The sequence below is a fragment of the Microcystis sp. LE19-84.1B genome, assembly GCF_027531875.1.
Classification (GTDB): domain Bacteria; phylum Cyanobacteriota; class Cyanobacteriia; order Cyanobacteriales; family Microcystaceae; genus Microcystis; species Microcystis panniformis.
The window spans coordinates 1-22395 of the sequence record NZ_JAPZSR010000385.1 but is presented as its reverse complement, the minus strand read 5'-3'; the positions used below and the strand labels follow the sequence as shown (position 1 = coordinate 22395).

20 protein-coding genes and 1 pseudogene are annotated in these 22395 nt (G+C 45.1%); 9 read left to right on the top strand and 12 right to left on the bottom strand.

Features of this window, described 5'->3' with window-relative positions:
• Positions 1–88: 88 nt before the first annotated feature.
• Both dndC and O9324_RS21665 read left to right on the top strand, forming a co-directional pair.
• Positions 89–1678 (top strand): DNA phosphorothioation system sulfurtransferase DndC, encoded by a 1590-nt coding sequence (gene dndC / locus O9324_RS21670; protein WP_288141280.1) that lies wholly within the window; start codon positions 89–91, stop codon positions 1676–1678.
• Positions 1679–1741: 63 nt separating this feature from the next.
• Entirely contained in the window at positions 1742–2434 is a 693-nt protein-coding gene (locus O9324_RS21665; protein WP_288141279.1) for a M15 family metallopeptidase, read from the top strand.
• A gap of 78 nt (positions 2435–2512) precedes the next feature.
• Here the strand turns inward: O9324_RS21665 and O9324_RS21660 are convergent, their stop codons facing one another.
• Complete coding sequence (locus O9324_RS21660; RefSeq protein WP_002765033.1) at positions 2513–2917, bottom strand: response regulator; 405 nt, start codon at positions 2915–2917, stop codon at positions 2513–2515.
• 82 nt (positions 2918–2999) lie between these two features.
• Between O9324_RS21660 and O9324_RS21655 the strand changes: the two genes are divergently transcribed.
• On the top strand, positions 3000–5687 hold the full coding sequence (locus O9324_RS21655; protein ID WP_288141278.1) for a DNA gyrase/topoisomerase IV subunit A: 2688 nt from the start codon (positions 3000–3002) through the stop codon (positions 5685–5687).
• Between the two features lie 3 nt (positions 5688–5690).
• Positions 5691–6374 carry a YdcF family protein gene (locus tag O9324_RS21650; protein WP_288141277.1) on the top strand — a complete coding sequence of 228 codons (684 nt, stop codon included), beginning with the start codon at positions 5691–5693 and terminating at the stop codon, positions 6372–6374.
• Positions 6375–6600: 226 nt separating this feature from the next.
• Here O9324_RS21650 and kdpC read toward each other — a convergent pair whose 3' ends face one another.
• From kdpC to kdpA, 5 genes are all read right to left on the bottom strand, one after another.
• Entirely contained in the window at positions 6601–7245 is a 645-nt protein-coding gene (kdpC, locus tag O9324_RS21645) for a K(+)-transporting ATPase subunit C (RefSeq protein ID WP_002765028.1), read from the bottom strand.
• A gap of 2 nt (positions 7246–7247) precedes the next feature.
• Complete coding sequence (gene kdpF / locus O9324_RS21640) at positions 7248–7454, bottom strand: K(+)-transporting ATPase subunit F (RefSeq protein WP_071591814.1); 207 nt, start codon at positions 7452–7454, stop codon at positions 7248–7250.
• A 213-nt stretch (positions 7455–7667) separates the two neighbouring features.
• Positions 7668–8891, bottom strand: a complete 1224-nt coding sequence (locus tag O9324_RS21635) for a DNA cytosine methyltransferase (protein ID WP_288141276.1) — start codon at positions 8889–8891, stop codon at positions 7668–7670.
• Positions 8891–11050: a potassium-transporting ATPase subunit KdpB gene (gene kdpB, locus O9324_RS21630; RefSeq protein WP_002765026.1), complete on the bottom strand. Its 2160-nt coding sequence runs from the start codon at positions 11048–11050 to the stop codon at positions 8891–8893. Before kdpB ends, O9324_RS21635 begins: the two co-directional genes overlap by 1 nt.
• A gap of 15 nt (positions 11051–11065) precedes the next feature.
• Positions 11066–12811, bottom strand: a complete 1746-nt coding sequence (gene kdpA / locus O9324_RS21625) for a potassium-transporting ATPase subunit KdpA (RefSeq protein ID WP_288141275.1) — start codon at positions 12809–12811, stop codon at positions 11066–11068.
• 715 nt (positions 12812–13526) lie between these two features.
• Here kdpA and O9324_RS21620 point away from each other — a divergent pair.
• A complete protein-coding gene (locus O9324_RS21620) occupies positions 13527–14012 on the top strand; it encodes a DsrE family protein (RefSeq protein ID WP_287629682.1) in 486 nt (161 codons plus the stop codon).
• Here O9324_RS21620 and O9324_RS21615 read toward each other — a convergent pair.
• Together O9324_RS21615 and O9324_RS21610 are read right to left on the bottom strand one after the other, a co-directional pair.
• The gene (locus tag O9324_RS21615) at positions 14002–14406 is read right to left on the bottom strand and encodes a hypothetical protein (protein WP_288141274.1); all 405 of its coding nucleotides are present in this window, start codon (positions 14404–14406) and stop codon (positions 14002–14004) included. The two genes, O9324_RS21620 and O9324_RS21615, sit on opposite strands and share 11 nt — an antisense overlap.
• 93 nt (positions 14407–14499) lie before the next feature.
• Positions 14500–15558, bottom strand: coding sequence for a tocopherol cyclase family protein (locus O9324_RS21610; protein ID WP_288141273.1), 1059 nt, complete (start codon positions 15556–15558; stop codon positions 14500–14502).
• A 2-nt stretch (positions 15559–15560) separates the two neighbouring features.
• Here O9324_RS21610 and O9324_RS21605 point away from each other — a divergent pair, with 2 nt between their 5' ends.
• Positions 15561–16811, top strand: a complete 1251-nt coding sequence (locus O9324_RS21605; RefSeq protein ID WP_288141285.1) for an FGGY-family carbohydrate kinase — start codon at positions 15561–15563, stop codon at positions 16809–16811.
• A gap of 41 nt (positions 16812–16852) precedes the next feature.
• Here the strand turns inward: O9324_RS21605 and O9324_RS21600 are convergent, their stop codons facing one another.
• Positions 16853–16987: a hypothetical protein gene (locus tag O9324_RS21600; RefSeq protein ID WP_288141272.1), complete on the bottom strand. Its 135-nt coding sequence runs from the start codon at positions 16985–16987 to the stop codon at positions 16853–16855.
• 20 nt (positions 16988–17007) lie between these two features.
• A complete protein-coding gene (locus O9324_RS21595; RefSeq protein WP_002765020.1) occupies positions 17008–17589 on the bottom strand; it encodes a thioredoxin family protein in 582 nt (193 codons plus the stop codon).
• A 205-nt stretch (positions 17590–17794) separates the two neighbouring features.
• Here O9324_RS21595 and O9324_RS21590 point away from each other — a divergent pair.
• Both O9324_RS21590 and O9324_RS21585 read left to right on the top strand, forming a co-directional pair.
• Positions 17795–17944 (top strand): annotated as a pseudogene (locus tag O9324_RS21590) (ISAs1 family transposase); the annotation flags it as partial.
• A gap of 104 nt (positions 17945–18048) precedes the next feature.
• A complete protein-coding gene (locus O9324_RS21585) occupies positions 18049–19551 on the top strand; it encodes a DUF3370 domain-containing protein (protein ID WP_242034656.1) in 1503 nt (500 codons plus the stop codon).
• A 302-nt stretch (positions 19552–19853) separates the two neighbouring features.
• On the opposite strand, the gene glmU is transcribed toward O9324_RS21585, so the two are convergent.
• The gene (gene glmU, locus O9324_RS21580) at positions 19854–21206 is read right to left on the bottom strand and encodes a bifunctional UDP-N-acetylglucosamine diphosphorylase/glucosamine-1-phosphate N-acetyltransferase GlmU (protein WP_287971385.1); all 1353 of its coding nucleotides are present in this window, start codon (positions 21204–21206) and stop codon (positions 19854–19856) included.
• 191 nt (positions 21207–21397) lie between these two features.
• Here glmU and O9324_RS21575 point away from each other — a divergent pair, with 191 nt between their 5' ends.
• On the top strand, positions 21398–21565 hold the full coding sequence (locus tag O9324_RS21575) for a hypothetical protein (RefSeq protein WP_002801704.1): 168 nt from the start codon (positions 21398–21400) through the stop codon (positions 21563–21565).
• Positions 21566–21895: 330 nt separating this feature from the next.
• Here O9324_RS21575 and O9324_RS21570 read toward each other — a convergent pair.
• Positions 21896–22395, bottom strand: a 500-nt coding sequence (locus O9324_RS21570; protein ID WP_288141271.1) for an RNA-guided endonuclease TnpB family protein, incomplete at its 5' end; no start/stop codon positions are given.

Below are 22395 nucleotides of genomic sequence, written 5' to 3'. Positions count from 1 at the left end.
GATGCCGAATCCCGTCATACTTCATCTTTAGGCGAAACTCTGTAGTCATCCTTGAGACACTCAGTATGGAGAGAAATACGGACTTTTTATGACAGATACCCTCAAATCAGATAAGTCGCCTATCCGTACTATTGCGGAGTTTGTCGAGGATTTAAATTATTTAACTCAAGAAATACAGGAATTATACTGTGCAGATACTATTCCTTGGGTTGTGGGAGTATCATGGGGAAAAGATAGTACAAGTATATTGCAGTTAATCTGGAATGCGATCGCCGCCTTACCATTAGAGAAGCGAAACAAAACCATTCATGTCATCACTACCGATACTTTTGTTGAAAACCCAATTGTTTCTACTTGGGTACGCAGATGTATTAGACAGCTTACAGAAGCGGCAAAACAGCAACAAATGCCTGTTAAATCGCATCTACTGCATCCTGAAGTTGACGCTACTTTCTGGGTTTGTCTGATAGGAAAAGGATATCCTGCACCAAGGCGCGGCTTTCGCTGGTGTACTGATCGCATGAAAATTCAGCCTGTCAATAACTTTATTCGCAATTTAGTCAGAGTTCATTGTGAAACTATTGTTGTGCTAGGAATTAGGAAGGCTGAAAGTCAAGCGCGAGCAATCGCCATGAAAAAACATGAAATAGGTAGAGTTCGTGACAGATTAAGCCCCAATGGACGTTTAATCAACTCTTTGATTTATACTCCCATAGAAGATTGGCGTACTGATGAAGTATGGATGTACTTAATGCAGTGGGAAAATCCCTGGGGAGGAGACAACAAAGAATTATTAGCAATGTATCGAGGAGCGACTGCGGATAATGAATGTCCCCTAGTGGTAGATACTTCCACTCCTAGCTGTGGAGATTCGCGCTTTGGTTGTTGGGTGTGTACGATGGTGAATAAAGATAAATCGATGGAGGCAATGATACAGAATGACGAAGAAAAAGAATGGTTACAACCACTTTTAGACCTTCGCAACGAATTAGACTTAAAAAACGATAGAGAAAGGAGAGATTTTCGCCGTATTTATGGCAAGGTTGAACTTTTTGGTTCAGACAAGATCGAACCCATACCGGGCCCTTATACTAAACAATGGCGGGAATATTGGCTGAGAAGGGTATTAGAGGCTCAGGAGAGCGTGCGTACTAATGCCCCAGAGGAGATGAAAGATATTACCCTAATTACCACGGAGGAACTCAGCGAAATTCGCCGGATTTGGAGGGAAGAAAAGCACGAATTTGATGACCAATTACCAAAGATTTATAAACAAGTGACAGGAGAAACTTTTCAAGACCCGCGACCGGGAGCGGATAATAATCTTTTGGGGAGTGAAGAATGGGATATACTCGCGGATATCTGTGCCGAGGATTCCATGCACCTAGAATTATTGGCTAAACTAATCGATACAGAACGTCAATATTTTCTCAAAATCTCTCGCAAGGGTATTTACAAAGACCTAGAAAAATGCTTTGAGTCTAGTTCTCGTAGTAAAGAGGAAGCGATCGAAAATGCTCGTTATGTCTATGATCTAAAGAATGCCGCTCAAAGTGGCAATATTGCTCAGGTGAAAGAACAACTCAAAGAGAGTTTTAGTGAACCGGAAAAAGACCCACAAAAACAGTTAACTTGGGCCAGCATGAAATTCCCGACAACCGATGAGGAGGAGGAATAACGGGTTTATGTAAACTGGCGATCGAGTTGACCATCAATAAAATTACCATTTCCCGACGACGCGATGAAACCCTACCAAAAAATTCCTATTCGTGAATGTGGGGAACCCCTAGTACCTATACCCGCAGATAAGTTTGTTATCCCTTCTCCCCATGCTTACGAGAAATTAGGAGCTAATTATCGGGGTAAATCTCCCTATTTTTTGCGACAAGGGGTGTTAAATCCCCTGATTAATGCTCAAAACCGTCTGCAAGTCTATCAACCCGGTTGGCAAATTTTGATTTTTGATGCCTATCGACCGATCGAAGTGCAACAATTTATGGTCGATTATACTTTTCAGACTCTCCTAGACACAAGAGGATTAGCCAAAGAGAAACTATCGGAGGCAGAAAGTCAAGCGATTTTAACAGAAGTTTACACTATTTGGGCAATTCCCAGCGATAATGCCGCCACCCCGCCACCCCATAGTACCGGAGCGGCGATCGATATTACCCTAGTGGATGAGAAGGGACAAACCATCGACATGGGAGGAGAAATCGATGAGATCGGAGAGCGATCGCATCCCGATTATTATATCGCCGCAAAAAGCCCACGAGAACAGAGTTATCATCAAAAACGAGTTTTATTAGCTAAAGTGATGGAGGAGGCGGGATTTAGCCGACATAAGGGGGAATGGTGGCATTTTTCCCTAGGGGATCAGATGTGGGCCTGGTCGCTCGATCGAGCCTACGCCATCTATGGCAGAGTGGAGGATTAGGGAGATAGCTGTTAGGGGTAAACTGAAAGCAGCCACCCTATATCAATACTGATATACTAACAAAAGAAGACTCAAAGCTTAGACTGAATCCCGAGGGATAATCGCCAAAATTTGCTCAACAAAAGCTTGGTGATCAACCACCGGTTTAGAAATATAACCATCGGCCTGACTCTGCTTGAGAAAATTCTCTCGATCGCCTTCCATAGCGTGAGCGGTGACGAGAATAACGGGTAAATCGGCGGTTTCGGGGTTAGCTTTGAGAATTTGGCTGATTTTAATACCATCTACCGCTTTACCTTCATAGACACTATGGGAGAGGGAGACATCCATTAAGATCACATCCGCTTCCTTATCCCGAGCAATACGAAGCACTTCTTCCACATCTTCGGTCCCTTTGACCTCTAGACCACCTCGTTTGGTCAAAATTTTGGCAAAAACGCGAAAATTAATCGGGTCGTCTTCTACAATCAAAACAGTCGTCATAGGGATGCTCAGGGATAAACAAGGTTAAAACGGACAAAATGCCTTATGATTCACAGCTAGACAGATTGAAAACGAGAGACTCATGGCCAAACAACTGGATTTCTTAGCTAGTGGTCAAATTATACCCACGGCCTTACACCAAGAGATGGAACGCTCCTATCTAGAATATGCCATGAGTGTGATCGTGGGGCGAGCCTTGCCGGATGTACGGGATGGCTTAAAACCAGTCCATCGTCGCATATTATACGCTATGCACGAACTGGGTTTAACTCCCGATCGCCCTTTTCGCAAATGTGCGCGGGTGGTGGGGGATGTGTTGGGTAAATATCATCCCCACGGTGATCAGTCAGTGTACGAAGCACTGGTTCGTATGGTACAGGATTTTTCCAGTCGTTACCCACTTTTATCGGGCCATGGTAACTTTGGTTCGATCGATAACGACCCCCCGGCGGCCATGCGTTACACAGAAACCCGTTTGGCCGGCATCGGTGATCAGGCGGTTTTAGGGGGAATTAGCGAAGCGATCGTTAATTTTAGCAGTAATTTTGATAATTCTCAACAGGAACCAGTTGTTTTACCCGCTCAGTTACCGATACTAATTCTTAATGGTTGTTCGGGTATTGCGGTAGGGATGGCCACTAATATTCCCCCCCATAATTTAGGGGAAGTGGTGGAAGGTTTAATCGCTTTGATTGATAATCCCGATTTAAGCGAGGAAAAGTTAGTAGAAATTATCCCCGGTCCCGATTTTCCCACGGGAGGCGAGATTTTAGATGATACCGGCATTCGCGAGGCCTATCGCACCGGTAGGGGGATTATTCCCGTGCGCGGAGTGGCGAAAACTGAAACAATTATCATTGAGGGCAAGCGCCGAAGGGAAAGGACGGCAATTGTGGTTACTGAGTTGCCTTTTCAGGTGAATAAGGCGGCATGGATTGAAAAAATCGCCGAATTAGTTAATTTAGGGAAATTGGAGGGAATTGCCGATATCCGCGATGAAAGCAATCGCGAAGGCATTCGGGTGGTGATTGAATTAAAGCGGGAAAGTCAACCGCAGCAGGTTTTGGCCGCTTTATACCAACAAACGGCGCTACAGACTAATTTTGGGGCGATTATCCTCGCTTTAGTCGATAATCAACCCCGGCAGTTGTCTTTAAAAGAAGTTTTACAGGAATTCTTGCGCTTTCGAGAAACAACTCTCACCCGTCAGTATGGCGATGAGTTGCAACAGGCCAGCGATCGCTTACACCTAGTCGAGGGTTTATTATTAGCTTTGCAGAATATCGATCGAGTGGTGGATATTCTCAAAAATGCTCCCGATGGGACGACGGCTAAGTATCGTTTTCAGGCAGAATTGGGCATTAGTGACGCACAAGCTGATTCTATCTTGGCTATGCCTCTGCGTCGTTTAACTGGTTTGGAAAGACAAAAGTTAGAGACGGAAGCGACGGAATTACAAACAAAAATTCAACAGTTGGAAACTCTCCTCCATAACCGTCAGGAGTTTCTCAAGTCTCTGAAAAAAGAATTGCGCTCTTTAAAGAAAAAATTCGCCGATAGCAGACGGACAAAAATTCGCACCGGCAAGTCGGGGGACAGGAAACAGGAGACAGCAGGGAAGAAACAGGATTCTGTGGTTAAAAAACAGGAGACAGTCCCGATGAAAAAATTTTCACCCCCACAGATGAAAGAGGTTTCCTTCCCCACACCCCACACCCCACACCCCCCCGATGTCGGGGGGGTAGGGGGGGTCACACCCCACACCCCACACCCCACACCCCCTTTCAAGTCAGAAGTTAAAAAACAGGAGAATAAAGTTAAGAAAAAGTCTGAGAGTGAGAATGCACCGAGTTTAAGCCTATTTACGCCCCAAGAACCCCCAGAAAATGCGATTTTATTGCTTGATGCCGAAGATAAAATTAGTTGGACGACACCCGAAGAGCGAGCGCCGGACCGGGGTTTAATTATCTATCAACAGGCGATCGAAAAACGGGAAAATTTCCTAGTTATCCTCGATAATGCCAAAGCTTACCCGATTGCTACCCGGGAAGTCCCCCCGCAAGCGAATCAACCGGTGTTAATCTCCAGTCTGCTGACCAAAACCGCCCAAAAAGAGTCAGAAGCGGTGTTAAATCAATTTTTCTTCACAGAACCTCAAAAAAATCAAGAATTGCTTTTACTGAGTCAACAGGGGCGAATAAAGCGGCTTCCCATCAATGAATTAGAGGGGGTTGGTAGTCGGGGTTTGTCCCTGATGAAATTGAAAGAAGACGATCGCCTATATGGTGCTATTTTTACTCACGAGGGCCTGGACTTAGCGATCGCCACCAGTAGCGGTCGGGTGTTGCGTTATCCCGTGCGCGAGGAATTATTGCCAATGATGGGTAAATCTGCCCAGGGTTTAGCAATTTTGCGATTGCGCTACGGGGAACATCTAGCTGGTTGTGTTTCTCTCCCTCATCGGGAAAATCTGCTGCTGATTTCGGGATTAGGTTACGGAAAAAGACTGGCGATCGAGAATTTACGTCTATCACAATTAGGCGATCTTGGTTCACCTGCTTTACAATTCGTTAACAAACAGGATAGTTTAGCGGCCATGGTAGCGGCGCGGGCGGGGAGTATAGTGTTATTAAGTACCAATCAGGAGCGAAAACTACCCTTAGAGGTGGAAACTGTGATGGTTACGGGTAAAGACGGGACAGGTTCACAATTAGTCAAACTCAACCCCGCAGAAAAAATTATCAAAGTACAATTGTTACACCATCTCTAAACAATGGCGAAAAAACCGAAAAATGTTGCGCGTAAACACCGGCATTGGCAAAGATGGTTAAAACTAACTCTGATTCTGGTTTTTGGGTTTATTATCCTTAATTTAGCGATTAATCTAGCCATCCGCTGGCCAATTAATCAACAAAAACCCGTTGATGCCATCTTAGTTTTGGGGGGCAGCATTCGTCGGGAAATTTATGCAGCTAATCTGGCCCAGCAATACCCCAATATACCGATTTTGATTTCCGAAGGCTCGAAAGACCCCTGTATTTTATTACTATTTGAACGAGCAAAAGCGCCAAAAACTAACGTCTGGTTAGAAAAGTGTGCCAATTCTACCTTCGGCAATTTTTTCTTTGCTGTGCCAATTTTAAAACAATGGGGAGTACATAAAGTAAAAGTTGTCACCTCTCCGACTCATTTACCTCGCGCTCAATGGTTAGCAGCAATTCACTTGCAATCCCACGGTATAGCAGTAGAAATCGATGCAGTCCGAGAAATTGGTATTCCGGGTAATCACGAATCAAAGCTAAAAACTGGTTTAGATGTGACTAGAAGTATAATTTGGGCTTTTGTCGGACAATTAATCTCTCCCCCCTGTTGGCAAGTTATCCCCTTAAATTCCGTTGATTTAGAAGCTTGGCGAGATCAAGGTTTTAAATGTGAATCTCAAGGTAAGATCAGGTAAAAAATCGGTGGGGGTAGGGTGTGGGGTGTGGGGTGTAGGGTGTGGGGTTTTACCCATTTTCAGGGGGTCAATTACCTAATTTTCAGGGAAAAAGTCCAGGGATTTTACCCCCGATCCCTCCAATGGTCGGCACTTTTTAAGGGAAAAAAAGTCTAAAAGCCTTATCCAACAAGGTTTTAAGATTTATTCAGCAAGCCCTACTTAAATAGGATTTAGTATCAGAGGCCTATCGGGTATTGGCGATCGCATCTAGAGCCAGATTCAGTTTCAGCACGTTAACCCCCGGTTCGCCAAAGATGCCGAGAAAGCGCTCGTCGGTGTTTTTGATAATCAGTATCTCTACTTGATTCGTCGGTAATCCCCGCACCCGCGCCACCCGCTCGATCTGCGCTCTGGCGGCCTCTGGGGTGATATGGGGATCGAGACTCGATCCAGAGGTATATACCAGAGCGGCGGTGGGTTTAATTCCCGCTTTCTCTAATCGAGGAATCTCCCCCTCTATAGCTTTCGCCGGATCAGGATCGGGTTTTCCTTTAATGCGATCGATTAATACAGGGTTACTGGGAGCTAGGTTACTCGCGCCCGAAATTCCGGTTTGCAGGATCTTGTTAGGATCGTTTTTCGGATCGGCCGTACTGTAGGCGGTGGTACTCGGACGACTATTAAAATAGCGATCGCTGGTGAAAGGTTGCCCAATTAGAGCCGAACCCACCACTTGACCTTGATTATTGGTAATTAAACTCCCGTTCGCTTGCCAGGGAAAAAGAATTTGACCGATGGCGATCATCGAGAAAGGATAGATCAGGGCAGTAATCACCCAGAGAACTAGGGTAGAACGGATGGCTCTACCGGCCTCGCGTGCAAAACTCATAATTAAAACCTCTCCGGTATAAAGATGACAAAAAATAGGTAGATAAATAAAGCAAAGGCGACTAATCCTAAAAGGGTTAACGCGAAGGCCTGCCCCCTATCGATAGTGCTTCCCGTAGAAGCTTGAACGATGGAGGAGAAAAGAATTGTTAGACAGAAATTTAAGAAAATATACCAGAAAAATCGGTGTTTTCTAAGGGATGCTTTCATAAGAATTAGAGTTTTTGGGAGATTTGTTTTTGCCAGTAAATCAAGAAAATAAGTAAGTAGGCGTTAAAAATTATCAGGCACCCCTCTTATCAAGGGGGGATTAAGGGGGGATCGACACCCCCCTTATCAAGGGGGGATTAAGGGGGGATCGACACCCCCCTTATCAAGGGGGGATTAAGGGGGGATCAAAGACAAAATCTATTTTCAATTTAATTATAACCACTTACTTAGCTGTAGTTGTCGATCGGTTATCTTTTTCCCCTTTTTCAATTCATAGTTAAGAATACATTGGCCCACATATCTAGCCAAATTAACAGGAACCGCATTGCCAATCATTTGTTCTAGATTAGATTTTGTTCCAGCAAAAATAAAGTCTTTAGGAAAAGTTTGGATATAGCTTCGCTCGCTCGTTGTTAGGGGTCTTAATTTTTCCTGAAGATGACAAGCATCACCGGGATGTTGTCGATAGGTTTTGGGAACTGGTCGATTTACTCCTCGAATAGTAGGGCTAGGTTCATAAATACTGAATATCGCCCTTCTTTGATAGCTTCTAGGATGTCTATAATAGTATTCTATATCTAATTCTTTGCCCATATAGTCAAATACAGTCAGAGGTTGACTTGATAGATTTTCATTGATTTCATCGATTAAAAAATCGTCTTCTTCCTTCATTTTACCGATCAGAAAATATCTTTTTCTAGTTTGAGGAACTCCGCAGTAACAAGAATTAATAACTTTTCCAGTTAAACCATAACCATGGCTTTTAAAAATTTGTTTTGCTTGAATGAGTATTTTACTTTTCTCAATTCTATCCACATTTTCCATAACAAACCATTGGGGACTTACTCTAGTGACAATTTCAGCGAATGTGAGCGTTAGATTCGCTCGTCCTAAACCCTCGTTTCTCTTACCGGCACTAGAAAAGTCTTGACAAGGAGGGCTGCCGACAATAATCTCAGGATTATATTGAGCCAATATTTCTTGATTAGATTCTCTAGATAAATCGACATTAAATATCGGATGACTAAAGTTATTTCTATAGACATCTATAGCAGGTATCCAATTATCAAATGCGGCCACAATAGTAAACCCCGCTTTTTGGAACCCTAAAGATAAACCACCACAACCAGCGAATAAATCGATTGTGATCATTTTGCTTTCTCCTCCAAATTGACTCTCGAAAGCGTAAAATAAATTATCGGAATCGGGAGCTAGACCGTATAACTCTTTTGTACTTAACTCCGCAGGTTGAATTTTTAAATTTTCATCAAGTTTCAGATCTACATTTTTCAGTCCTTTTCCATCTAAGTAAGCGCACAAAGAAGCTGGAAATGAGGAATTAAATTGATTTTTACCCCAGGTTTCTTTTTGGGTAAAATCCCGATTCGAGTGCCTCAATCCGAATAAACTAGGCTTAAATATTGTAGATTTTGCCATTACCTCAACCCGATCGCTGAAATTATCTCATCAATAATCTTAATCGCAATAAACGGCGCAATCATGCCCCCCACGCCGTAGATGAGGATATTGCGCCGCAATAGTTGGTCAGCGGTGAGCGGGCGAAATTGAACGCCTTTAAGTGCTAGGGGAATCAAAACGGGGATAATCAGGGCATTGTAGATCAGGGCTGAGACGATCGCCGATTGAGCGCTTTTCAAACCCATAATATTTAAAGCACCGATCCCAGCGGCGGCGAAAATTGTCGGGATAATGGCGAAATACTTAGCAATATCGTTAGCTACCGAAAACGTGGTCAGGGCGCCGCGGGTAATTAATAACTGTTTGCCGATGGTCACTAAATCGATCAGCTTGGTCGGGTCAGAATCCAGATCCACCATATTAGCCGCCTCCTTCGCCGCTTGGGTTCCAGAGTTCATCGCCACACCGACATTAGCCTGGGCCAGTGCCGGTGCGTCGTTAGTGCCGTCCCCCGTCATGGCAACTAACTTGCCCTGGGATTGCTCGCGACGGATCACCTCGATCTTATCTTCCGGGGTAGCCTCGGCGATAAAATCATCCACCCCCGCCTCCGCCGCGATCACCGAGGCCGTGATCTGGTTGTCGCCGGTGAGCATGATCGTTTTCACACCCATGCGCCGTAATTGGTCAAAACGCTCTTTTAATCCTGGTTTCACTATATCTTTGAGATAGATCACCCCGTAGATATCGTTACCCCGACAGACGGCGAGGGGAGTTCCCCCCAAACGGGAAACCCTTTCCTGGGCCTGATCGAGGGTATCGGGAACGGAACCACCCCTAGAACGGACGAAACCTTTAATCGCTTCTACGGCCCCCTTACGGTATTCCTCGCCGTCTCTATCGGTGCCGCTCATGCGGGTACGAGCCGAGAATGGGATTGCCTCGCCGGGTTGGCCATCGATGGGGGGGGTTGCGCCCAAATTTCGGGCTAAGGCAACGATCGAGCGTCCTTCCGGGGTTTCGTCGCAAAGGCTGGCCGCTAGACAGACGCGGGCTAATTCCTCGAGGTTATGACCGTTGACGGGGATAAATTCGTCAGCCAGCCGGTTGCCGAGGGTGATCGTTCCCGTTTTGTCGAGAACGAGGGCATTGACGTCACCGCAGGCTTCCACGGCGCGCCCGGAGGTGGCGATGACATTAAACTGAGCCACACGATCCATCCCGGCGATGCCGATCGCGCTCAATAAACCGCCGATCGTCGTGGGAATGAGAGCGACGAGGAGGGAGATCAAGATGGCGATACTGGAACCGGCTCGAAAGGTATTCGCCACCGCAGGACTGAGGCTCGTTTCCAGAAAACCAGCGATATAGTTCCCGATCGGCGGAATTGTGGCGACGACAATTAAAAAGACTTGGGTTAACACGGCCAGAAGTACCGTCAGCGCGATCTCGTTGGGGGTTTTCGTGCGCTCGGCCCCTTCCACCAGGGAGATCATGCGATCGATAAAACCCTGGCCGGGATCTTGGGTGATCCGCACTGTCAACTCGTCCGAGAGAAGCCGCGTACCGCCGGTGACGGAACTGGCGATGTCGGTGCCGGGTTGTTTGAGGACCGGGGCCGATTCTCCGGTGATCGCCGATTCATCCACCGAACCGATTCCCTCGATCACTTCCCCGTCGGCGGGAATCACGTCCCCGGCCACCAGTTTCACCCGATCGCCCCGACCCAAGGCCGTGGAACTGACCGACTCGATCGAGCCGTCGGCCAGGATTTTTCGGGCGGTTGTGTCGCTGCGGGTGGAGCGTAGGGCATCGGCCTGGGCTTTCCCCCGTCCTTCGGCGACGGCCTCGGCGAAGTTGGCGAACAGCACCGTGAAGAAGAGGATCAGGGTGATGATGCCGTTAAGTAGCCGTTGTTGTCCGCTGTCTGCGGCGATTGTGCCGAATAGATTCGGGTTGATCGTGACTAAGGCCGTGACGATCGTTCCCAACCAGACCACGAACATGACTGGGTTACGCACGGCGATGCGCGGGTCGAGTTTGAGGAAGGACTGCCGGATCGCACGTTGATAGAGACCTGTCCGGTTTACCTTGGGGGTATGGCGGCGGTCGTCCCGGCGACCTCTCGGCACTCGCAACGGTCGGGGGGACTTAGAATTTCCTTTGTTCGTTCTCATAAATTGTCTAAACTCCTAGCCGATCATCCGCGGGATTTGAAAGGCTTCTGCGATCGGCCCGAGGGCCAATATCGGCAAGAAAGTGAGCGCGCCGAGAATTAAAATCACCCCCGCCGTCACGCCGGTAAAGAGTCCGGTATCGGTGCGGAGGGTTCCAGTGGTGGCGGGAACCGGTTGTTTGCGGGACATCCCATCGGCTAACAAGAGCAGGGCGGCGATCGGGATATACCGTCCAGCCAGTAAACTGAAGGAGGTGCTGAGATTCCACCAAAGGGCTGTGAGCGTCGGTTTTGCTCCATCTGCGATCGCAATCGGCGAGGGTTGGGAATCTCCTAGTCCCTCGAATCCTGACCCGTTATTGGCGGCGGCGGAAGCGTACTCGTAGATAACTTGAGATAATCCGTGAAAGCCGGGGTTACTGATGCCCTGAAAGTCAGGAAAGGCAAGAGCGATCGCTCCAGGGATGAGGATGGCGATCGGGTGAACCAGCAGAATTAAAAAACTGGCTAACACCACTTCCCGTTTCTCAATTTTGCGCCCGAGGAATTCCGGGGTTCTTCCCACCATTAGCCCGGTGACGAATACTGCGAGGATTAGATAGGCAAACAGGTAGGCGGTACCAGTACCCTGGCCTCCGAAAACGATTTGCAGGAACATATTCGAGAGGGTGACGAAGCCGCCGTTCGGCATCAAGGAATCGTGCATGGCGATCACCGCACCGCACATGGTGGCTGTGGTAGTTACCGCGTACAGGGCCGATTGCGCCCAACCGAAGCGTACTTCTTTGCCCTCGAAGTTAACCGCTCGCTCCACCCCTAGCAGGGAGTTAACCGCCGGGTTGCCGTTATATTCCCCGATCGCGGTGATGATCGTAAAGCCGATTAAAATACTGAGGGGAATTAGATAGATTAACCGAGCTTGCTTGAGATTATCGGCGAAAATCCCGTAGGTATAGATCAGGGAGGTGGGAATCGAGAGAATCGCTACCAACTGCACCAGATTGACGAATCCGTTCGGGTTTTCCAAGGGGTGGGCCGAGTTGCTGGTGAAGAAGCCGCCGCCGTTTTCTCCCAATTCCTTAATGATCTCGAAGTGGGCCACTGGACCGCGGGCGATCGCCTGACTCAGGTTGGGGTTTTCTAGCGTCGGCAAGATCGCTGGGCCGGCGAGGGTTTCTGGAACTCCGGCGATGATCAGGGCAATTGCCCCCACGATCGAGATCGGTAAGAGGATACGGGTGATCGCTCGGATCAGATCGACGTAGAAATTGCCCAACGGTCGCCCCGTCAGTCCCCGAATAAAGGCGATCCCCACCGCTAGACCGGTTCCGGCCGAGGTGAACATCTGGTAGCCAAGACCCCAGATCTGACTCCCGTAGCTGAGGGTGGTTTCTCCGGAATAATGCTGTTGGTCGGTGTTGGTGATAAAGGAAATCGTCGTATGTAGCGTGGTGTCCCAAGTGGGGGCGGGGATCCCCGTCGGGTTGAGGGGAAGGACTCCTTGGCCCGCAATCAGGGAAAAAACCAGAACTGCTATTACCGCGTTACTGTAGAGAACGGCGCGGGCGTACTGCCATCCAGTCATATTCTCTTTCCCTTTCACCCCGACGAAGCTGTAAAGAAGATTCTCGGCTCGATCGCACAGTGGGTCGAGTAGGGTTCTCCGTTCCATGAAAACCCTAGCCATATAGCGCCCGAAAAAGGGGGTGATTGCCACGATTATCAGGATCGTGAGCGCGATTTGAATCCATCCTTGCAACATGGTTCGATCAACTCCAAAAAAAGGCCCGTCGAGGCTCGATCAATGATCGACTGGGAAAATCACGGGTTCGCTGTCTCGAAACCGCTTGAGAAAACCAAGTTTGTCTAATCATTAGCGATCATTAACCAGTGGATGATCGAGGGGTTACTATCGCCTCTGCTGGGATGATTATAGCGATTTGTCGCGTCTTGACAATCTATATTTTTTCCGTTCGTTGTCCTATCAGCTTTTACGCACTTATGCAGCAATACCAACAATTAGCAATTATCAGTGACTCTTAGGCTTTTAGGTTACAAGTGGCTGAACAAACAGGAATAATTATGCAAACGCCATCGCAATTTTTAATTAGAGATTGCTGAATCAATCTAAAAACCTTGTTGGATAATATCTTTAGGTCTTTTTGAAATCAAAACGTACCAGATATGGGATTGTTCGGTGGGAAAATTTAGCTACTTTTTACCTGAAAATTAGGTAATTGACCCCCTCAAAATCGGTAAAATCATACACCCCACTCCCCACACCCGTTCGGCTGATCTCACGGCCGAAGCCTGCCCCCAGGAAAAACTTTTTGCTGCAAACCCTACTTATCTCACCTTATTGTTTTTGTTATCTGCAACAAAAATTAAAGTTTGACAGGCTGTCTGTTGACAAGATTTTCCAGAAATCATCATAATGAAAATGTTTTCATTGTACCCAGCAGCAAGAGGACAAGAAAATGTTGTTAAAATCTTTAGCCCTTGGTTCGCTTGTGGGATTATCCTTAGTTACATCTATCCCAGTCTTGGCTAATCCTTCCCTTTCTCCAGTACAAACTAACGAAGCAATAATTGCTGTCGGTCAACAAAAATCCGATTTATTTGTTAATTTAACCACCGATGATCCTTGGCGAGCTGCAATGGCAATCGGTGTCGCTACCAATATGCTAAAAAAAGGTCACTCAACCACTATTTTTTTGAATATTACAGGGGTGCACCTGGCAGCGACGACCATTCCTCAACACACTAACGGTATCACTGGTAAAACCCTGCAAGCAATGTTAGTAGATTTCATCAGTCAAGGGGGAAAAGTCTTAATTTGTCCCTCCTGTATGAAACAAGCAGCCATAAAACCCGAAGCTCTAATTGCCGGTGTGGTGACAAGTTCTCCCGATTCCCTAGAAGCAAATTTATTTAAGGAAACGGTTAAAGTAATTAGCTGGTAAATCTGGCATTTTCCAGAGAATCTACAGGCTGCATCTCAATTTTGTCTGAGATGCAGCCTCTGCTATCCCACCTTTCAGAATTTGGTTCCGTGGGAATATTTTCTTCATCTTCCACTTCTGTCTGCGCTACATAATAAAATTTTAGCTCATGCAGCCTATCAGTGATCGCTCTTTCTACAGCAATTTTTATTCTTAATCTTCGGGTGTGATAGTCGTGATATTTTTCCCCCAAAGTTTTGAAACTGCGGGGCAGAATTTGAATAGCATTATTCATGACTCGATCGATTTTAATCTCCGAGGGATATTTGCGAAAAGAAGCAGGTAAATTCCTTAACTGTTCCTGCACTTCTGCTATCACTAATTGCTCAACAAAATTGAGAGAAGGTTGGTTCATGAAACAATTTTTTAGCGACCAAAAACTGACTCCATCTTAATACCGATCGACCAAAAATAGGGTGATATTATGCCGTCGTAATGGTGATTTAACTCACTGTTTGATCCATGCTGATAGCCAAATACCGCCAATTTCGAGGCCAGCTAGACGACTAGAGGCATTTATAAGGGTTTTACCACGACTATCAGCCAATTTTATCGACAATTTACCTTTGAGGGTATCTTGACAAGCAAAACAGAGACCTTTTTCTGTGGGTACACGCACGCGATCGGGAGGATGATCACTGATCCCGATTAAGACAATGGTATAATCCTCGTTAGTTGCCCTCATTTCCCAGTATCCCCAGGGTTGCACTGTCCAAGTTAGTTGAGAATTCCAGATATCAAACTTATAAAAGCGATTTTGCCAGTGAATACCGATAATTCCCACCGATTCCGTCCAGTGGAGAACTTTCCGGGTAGAACCCACTGCGGTTAAGGTTAAATCGGGATTTTCAGGGAAAGCATTACAATTAATCCAAAACCACTTTTCGGGGAAAGAATAACCCCAATTTTTTTCGCTATAAAAAGGTACATTCTCAAATTGGTAATTTTTTCCCCGATAGGTAATCATTCCCGTTGCTAAACCATGAGCAGTTAAAATCTGCCAACCCGGGTCAAAAATCGGTAAATAAGATAGTATTCCTGCTGTTGCTTGGGGTGGACGCTTGTTATCTCCCCAAGTGTACCTAGTTTCAATGCGATAATCCCATTGACAGATTTCTCCAGTGACGGGATCATAAATTCGTCCTTGCTGCTGGTGTGCCGTTGCTTGATAACCTTCTCGAACAGACTCAAAAAAAGCTGACGGAGAAAGCAGACGGGGACGGATTTTTAAGTTAGTTTTTCCCCAATGGATAATGGCTAATTCCTGACGACTTGCCCAAAATTTATCCGTATCGGGAAAAGTGCGACAAAGATAATTAGATTCTATGGCTAAAATTTGTACCGCTCCACCGCTATTGACTTGACCGCCGCTTGGGTCTTGAATAGAATACATAAAGGCGAATCCGTCGGCTAATTGCGGAATCATGACTCGGAAGTACCAACCTTCAAAAAATCGAGGAGTGATACCATCCCAATGGTAGCCAGAATGAGGGGGTTGTGAAGACATCTATGGGTTTATCTTTAGGTATTGATTTTGGCACATCGGGAGCGCGAGCGATTGCTATTGATTCTAGCAAAAATATCGTCGCTGAGGTTCATTATCCCTTCACTAATGCCAATTTTCAGGATTGGCAAAAGGCCCTATTTTATTTATTGGATAATCTAGGGGATTCGGTGCGTTCAGAACTTAAATCGATCGCAATTAATGGTACTTCCTCGACGGTGTTATTATGTGATAATTGGGGGAATCCTCTTTCTCAGGCAATATTATACAATGACGGGCGAGGAATTGCCTTTTTAGAAGCAATTAAAGCTATAGCACCCCCTCACCATCCCGTGATTATTGCTACCTCCAGTTTAGCTAAATTACTTTGGTGGAGTGAACAAGAAATTTTTTCGCAAGCGCGTTATTTTCTCTCGCAAGCGGATTGGTTAGCATTTCTGCTGCACGGTAAACTGGGAATTAGTGATTATCACAATGCCTTAAAGTTAGGTTATGATCTCGAAAATCTCTGTTATCCCGATTGGTTAGAGAATTTACCGATGTTTAATTTATTACCGCAAATTTTTGCCCCGGGTACAGCGATCGATACTATTAAACCAGATTTAGTGACTCGTTTTGCTATCCCGAAAGATTGTTTAATTTATACGGGAACCACCGACAGCATAGCGGCATTTTTAGCCAGTGGTGCTAATTCTTTAGGGGATGCAGTGACATCTTTAGGTTCAACTTTAGTCTTAAAATTATTAAGTAGCCAGAAAGTTGATGATAGTAACTATGGCATCTATAGTCATCGTTTAGGAAATTTGTGGTTAACTGGTGGGGCATCTAATACGGGAGGAGCAGTGCTAAAGAAGTTTTTTTCTGATCAAGAATTGAGAAATTATAGTTTAGCAATAGATGGACAAAAAGAAAGTAATTTAGATTATTATCCTCTACTAAAAGCGGGTGAGCGCTTTCCAATTAATGATCCTTTTTTACCCGCAAAACTGACTCCTCGCCCCGATAATCCTCTAGAATTTTTGCATGGTTTACTAGAAAGTATTGCCCGCATTGAAGCTTTAGGTTATCAGCGTTTACAGGAATTGGGGGCCAATAAATTAGAGCGAGTTGATAGCGCGGGTGGTGGGGCAAAAAATCCGACTTGGAGAATAATTCGTCAGCGTCATTTAGGGGTTCCCGTGCTTTTATCTCAACAGGATCAAGCAGCCTATGGTACTGCCTTATTAGCCCAGCAATCGGTTACGCTATTGAAATAGTCTCATAACGGAGTCGGTCGTCAGGAGTCGGTCGTCAGGAGTCAGTATTCAGGAGATAGGGTGATAGGGTTTTGGGGTGATAGGGTGATGAGACAGCTTCCCCATTTCCCCACACCCCACTTCCCCACTTCCCCACTTCCCCACTTCCCCACTTCCCCACTTCCCCACTTCCCCATTTCCCCACACCCTTCGTTAATTAACCATAATAGGGTGGCTCATTACCCGGTTTCCATTTGATATTACAGCCTAAACTGGGTTTTTGCTCCGTCGGCACCGGTTGACCGGCTAAAACCTTGTCAATAGCGGCACGGAGATCTTTGCCTGTCACCGGTACGCCATTACTAGGACGACTATCATCCAATTGACCGCGATAGACTAGAATGCGCTGACTATCAAAGAGGAAAAAATCGGGAGTACAGGCTGCCGTGTAAGCTTTCGCCACTTCTTGGCTTTCGTCATAGCATAAATTGAATTTAAAGTCAAGAGTTATCGCCATTTTTTTCAAATTTTCCGGCGAATCATCGGGATATTTCTCCACATCATTAGAACTAATGGCGAGGATGCCCAGATTGGTGTTAGCATAATCGCGACCTAGACGGGTAAGTTCTTCTTGAATGTGTTTAACAAAGGGACAATGTTCACAGAGGAAGATGACTAACAGAGCGGTTTTAGCCGCAAAGCTGTCCAGAGAGATAGTTTCACCCGAAACCACATCGGGTAAGGCAAAACTGGGAGCTTTTGTCCCCAAATCTAACATTGTGGACTCGGTGCGTGCCATAAAGTTTCTACTCTTTTCTATAGGGAAGACTGAGATTTTTATAGCATTTCACGCTTCATCGCGCAAATTTAAGGCCTTAACCAGCATCAGTAAACAGTAAACAGTGAACTGATAAGCCATTGACCTATCTAAATTACTGGTTAGAGCTGCAGTAGTCATGGTTCGCAGTGTCCGCCAATTATGGAATAAAACTACTACATAAATTCGCTTCTTCATCAGTAGTTTAGCAGCGGATGCCCAAAAACAGGCCGAGGTGATTCGCAGACATTGGAGTATTGAAAATAGTCTCCATTGGGTACTCGATGTTACATTTAGTGAAGATGCCAGTGGGATTCGTCTGGGGTATGGAGCGGAAACACCTTTGTAACCCCTAAATCAGGTTTTATGTCAAGCTATTTTGAAAGCCTTGCTAGAAACCAGTTTTAGGGACAAGTATAATTACTCACTTGCATAAATGAGATGCTCCAGGCAAACTGGCAAACTGGCAAATGGCAAACTTACTGGAAAAATCAAATTATGGGAACTTTGCAAGCAAAAAACCACATCCTCAAACCTGTATTCATCATCATATCAGGATTAGCGATTACTCAAACTATCGGCTGTACAACTTTCAATAGCTATCATCCGAAAAATCAAGTAAACGCCCAAACACCTGCAAAACCAGCACCCCAAGAAATTATACAAACTGGAGAAGTGCGCCCTTTACCCGGTAGTTTAGATAAAATACCTGTTTTTAATAGCAACAGTCCAGAATGGATCAAAAATGAAGGTATTCTACTTTCTACTTTTACCCCTAATAACAAAAAAGTTCCAGCCGCACATTTAAACTTTCCCATTCAAGGCAGATTTGATTTATTTGCTCATCATTATACCCACAATCCCAAGGATTTACAAACCTTATATATAGGAGTAATTTTACATAATCCCAGTAAAAAACCTATCACTATTAACATTTTACAAGGTGCGAGTTATTTAATGACAGAAGCACCGTTTGTCACCTGGCAACCCTACATAGAAAATAACGATGGTAAAGCATTTTCTGGACCAGGTGCAAGAGCAGTAGCGGATGTTTTGCGGGGAGTACGTCAAAAAGAATTTCCAGCAAGAATAGTCATTGCTGCTGGGGGAAGTCAAATGTTATTAAACCATCCTATCCCAGTCAGAAATTTAGAAAAACCTGTCAATGGGAGATCCAGTTTTTTCCGATTAAATAGCAGTGGTAAAATTTATGCAGCGAGTTTAGCCATGTTTGCGAAAAAAAATGCTGATGGTAGCGAGCGCGCACCCACATTAAAAGAATGGCAAGACTTATTAAATAACGGTAACTTTGCAGGACCAAGAGATAAAACCCCCACACCCCCAGATGCAAAAGGAGGTCAATTAATTTACAGCAGAGTCGCAGGTATATCCGAAGGTGCAACATGGAAAGCAAACCTCACAGACAACACCAAAACCCAAACCCTGACTATTCCCGAACCAGGTAAAACTATTTCTTATCCCATAGCCACCTTACGGGGTGGAAGGTTAGGAACAGAACAAAGCCAAACCGCAAAAATGCTAGTGCGGTATCCTGATACTGCTTACGAAGCACATGGTAACTATGGGGTAGAATATCAACTCAACATACCTTTAACTAATAACACTAATAAAAATCAGACAGTTAGCATCACTTTAGAAACTCCCTTAAAAGAAGATAGACTATCTGAAAAAGGAATTAAATTTAGAAAACCATCATTAGACTTTCCCTTTTTCCGTGGTACAGTGCGTTTAAAATATAGCGATGATCAAGGTAAACAACAAACCAGTTATGTACATTTATGGCATAGAACAGGGCAGGTTTTAGAGCCTTTATTAAAACTAGATTTAAAACCAGGAACTCAAAGAAAAGTACAATTAGATGTTATTTATCCACCTGATTCTACACCGCCGCAGGTGGTTACAATTAAGACTTTGGAAAATTAAAATAAATTGCAACAGACAAAAATCACTGACTGCCTTGTCTGTTACGGCGAACTGACAGGAGTTAATCTGAGAGGAAGCAAAAAAAAGGGCGTTGCTGAATCAAGGTATGAATGACAATCTTGCACCCATCCAAAAGTTAGTTTGGGTCTAGGTTTTAAAAATCCCACAAAAGAAGATTCATATCTCAAATCAGCAACGCCGGTTGAATGGTACTCAACCCCTCTTTCTTTCCCTCCCCGTTTATCTTGACTCTAATCTCGGAATTTAGCAACAGTTTTCTTGCCTTAAATCCCGGAATTAACCTACTGAAACTGATCTGCCCAATTTTCGATCACACGCTGACTTTCGCGAGCAATAACTAAAGCGTTATCGGGGACATTTTTAGTGATAGTTGAACCGGCAGCCACGGTGACATTTTTTCCTAATTTTAAAGGAGCCACTAAAACACTATTTGCCCCAGTTTTTGTGCCACTGCCGATCATAGTTTGATGTTTTTTCACGCCATCGTAATTAGCAGTAATTGTTCCCGCGCCAACGTTAACTTTTTCCCCTAAAGTGGCATCTCCCAGATAGGATAAATGGGCAATATTGGTTTTATTGCCGATGTCACTTTTTTTAATTTCAACAAAATTACCGACTCGACAATTAGCCCCAATTTTCGCTTCTCCGCGCAAATGAGCATAGGGACCGATACGACAACCAGAATCCACCTGACTATCAGAAATAACCGAAAATAAGACCGTTACATCGCTGCCTATGCGACTATTTTCGATTAAACTCCCCGGACCTATACGACAACCAGAAGCGATTATCGTCTCACCGCGCAGATGGGTTTGGGGTTCGATAATCACATCGGGACTGAGGGTGACAGTATCCTCAATGGTGACACTATCGGGGTCAATTATGGTGACTCCAGCGGCCATCCAATCATCTTTGACTCTAGTTTGTAGGATATCATAGGCGGCGGCCAATTGTTTGCGATCGTTAATGCCGCTAATTTCTAAAAAGTCCTCCACATCCACGGCCATGACGGGATCGAGAAAATTGACCACATCCGTGAGATAATACTCACCTTGATCGTTATTGGGGGTTAAATTAGGCAGTATAGCCGCTAATCTTGACCAATTAAAGCAGTATATGCCTCCATTAATCCGGTGGTTTTGTCGTTGGGCATCGGTACAGTCTCTTTCTTCCACAATCTGCTTAACGAGATTATTGCCATCACAAAAAACTCGACCGTAACCTTTCGGGTTAGGGAGGTTAGCAGTTAAGAGGGTGGCAGCGTTACCATGGTCTTGATGAATCTGGAGAAGATTTTGCAAGGTTTCGGGACGCAATAGGGGAACATCGCCATTTAAGACCAACAAATCCCCCTGAAAGTCCTCTAAATGGGGGATTAACTGCTGAATAGCATGGCCAGTGCCTAACTGTTCCTTTTGTTCAACAAATTCGATATCATCGAGATGCTGTAGAGTATTTCGCACCTGTTGCCCTTGATAACCGATAATCACCAGTTTTCGCTGGGGATGTAAGGATTCGCTGACATTAAGCACCCGTTCCACTAGCGAGCGACTGCCGAGGGGATGTAAAACTTTCGGAAGGCTGGACTTCATTCGGGTTCCCTTACCCGCCGCTAAAATTGCTACCGCTACCATGGTCATGCTTGCCAATATCGTTCGCGACTGAGTATATCGCACTCCGATCCCCTTGGTTGCAAGAATTTTTTCCCTCTTTCATCCTGTGCCAGTTGAGAAACTACCATAAAAAGGTTTTCTTTAAGACATTGTTAAGGTACTATATACAAATTGAAACAATTGAACATAATTAGCACTCTATAGATACCGCTATGACAACTGTACTAACTAAGGAATCCTCCGCCATGAAACAGATTCGCACCACCTACCAAGCTGACCAACAGGTGAAATACCTGCATCTAGAAGCGGAAATCGAGGTACTGCTGCAACAACTGCAAAACCTCAAGCGCAAAAACCAAGAGAATCAAAACCTAAATTAAAGAAAATTTCCCGGTTCTTCGTTACCTGGTATGGTTCGATAGGGGGGCATAAATCGACTAAATCCTTATCTGGCAAGAGACTTAATTGATTAGTTCGCTCTAGATCAAAAATAATTGACAAAAATCGCCAAATGCCTTTCTATATAAGGGTTCCATCCCTTATAACCCCCGTCCATTGCATAACAAAAACCGAAGAACCAATTTCCCTAAGAATTCTCAAATCCCACCCTCTTACTAGCGAGAAGGTGGGAAAATGTTTTTTGAGAATTCCAGATAGGTGTAGATTATTGACATCCTCGCCGCCGTAAAACGGACGGTGATTCCCAAACCTCACGATTTAGGTTTCTGCTTCTTTCCCTTGCGGGGTTCCGCACCTGCCTTAACAGATTCACTCTGTTCTGGTCTTATGGTCGCTCTACAGACTGACACCGCAAGCCCTGCGGCCAAAATATTTTTACTAGCGTTAACATCTCGGTCATGGTGAGTCCCACAGTCTGGACAGTCCCATTCTCGAACATTTAACGGCATTTTCTCAGCAATATGCCCACAATTACTACACCTTTTAGAGCTAGGAAACCATCTATCTATTTCGATGTAATTTCTTCCATACCAACGGCATTTATAGGCTAATTGTCGGGTAATTTCTCCCCAGCTTACATCAGATATTGCCTGAGATAATTTCGGGTTTTTGACCATATTCTTGATGGCTAAATTCTCAACTACAATCGTTTGGTTTTCACGAACTAATTGAGTGGTTAGCTTATGTAAATGGTCTTTTCTGTTATCGGTGATTCGAGCGTGAATCCTTGCTACTTTGATTCTCGCTTTTT

Coding starts and splice junctions, on each gene's coding strand:
- dndC (WP_288141280.1), top strand. CDS start 89: ATGACAGATACCCTCAAATCAGATAAGTCGCCTATCCGTACTATTGCG.
- O9324_RS21665 (WP_288141279.1), top strand. CDS start 1,742: ATGAAACCCTACCAAAAAATTCCTATTCGTGAATGTGGGGAACCCCTA.
- O9324_RS21660 (WP_002765033.1), bottom strand. CDS start 2,917: ATGACGACTGTTTTGATTGTAGAAGACGACCCGATTAATTTTCGCGTT.
- O9324_RS21655 (WP_288141278.1), top strand. CDS start 3,000: ATGGCCAAACAACTGGATTTCTTAGCTAGTGGTCAAATTATACCCACG.
- O9324_RS21650 (WP_288141277.1), top strand. CDS start 5,691: ATGGCGAAAAAACCGAAAAATGTTGCGCGTAAACACCGGCATTGGCAA.
- kdpC (WP_002765028.1), bottom strand. CDS start 7,245: ATGAGTTTTGCACGCGAGGCCGGTAGAGCCATCCGTTCTACCCTAGTT.
- kdpF (WP_071591814.1), bottom strand. CDS start 7,454: ATGAAAGCATCCCTTAGAAAACACCGATTTTTCTGGTATATTTTCTTA.
- O9324_RS21635 (WP_288141276.1), bottom strand. CDS start 8,891: ATGGCAAAATCTACAATATTTAAGCCTAGTTTATTCGGATTGAGGCAC.
- kdpB (WP_002765026.1), bottom strand. CDS start 11,050: ATGAGAACGAACAAAGGAAATTCTAAGTCCCCCCGACCGTTGCGAGTG.
- kdpA (WP_288141275.1), bottom strand. CDS start 12,811: ATGTTGCAAGGATGGATTCAAATCGCGCTCACGATCCTGATAATCGTG.
- O9324_RS21620 (WP_287629682.1), top strand. CDS start 13,527: ATGTTGTTAAAATCTTTAGCCCTTGGTTCGCTTGTGGGATTATCCTTA.
- O9324_RS21615 (WP_288141274.1), bottom strand. CDS start 14,406: ATGAACCAACCTTCTCTCAATTTTGTTGAGCAATTAGTGATAGCAGAA.
- O9324_RS21610 (WP_288141273.1), bottom strand. CDS start 15,558: ATGTCTTCACAACCCCCTCATTCTGGCTACCATTGGGATGGTATCACT.
- O9324_RS21605 (WP_288141285.1), top strand. CDS start 15,561: ATGGGTTTATCTTTAGGTATTGATTTTGGCACATCGGGAGCGCGAGCG.
- O9324_RS21600 (WP_288141272.1), bottom strand. CDS start 16,987: ATGGGGAAGTGGGGAAGTGGGGAAGTGGGGAAGTGGGGAAGTGGGGAA.
- O9324_RS21595 (WP_002765020.1), bottom strand. CDS start 17,589: ATGGCACGCACCGAGTCCACAATGTTAGATTTGGGGACAAAAGCTCCC.
- O9324_RS21585 (WP_242034656.1), top strand. CDS start 18,049: ATGCTCCAGGCAAACTGGCAAACTGGCAAATGGCAAACTTACTGGAAA.
- glmU (WP_287971385.1), bottom strand. CDS start 21,206: ATGGTAGCGGTAGCAATTTTAGCGGCGGGTAAGGGAACCCGAATGAAG.
- O9324_RS21575 (WP_002801704.1), top strand. CDS start 21,398: ATGACAACTGTACTAACTAAGGAATCCTCCGCCATGAAACAGATTCGC.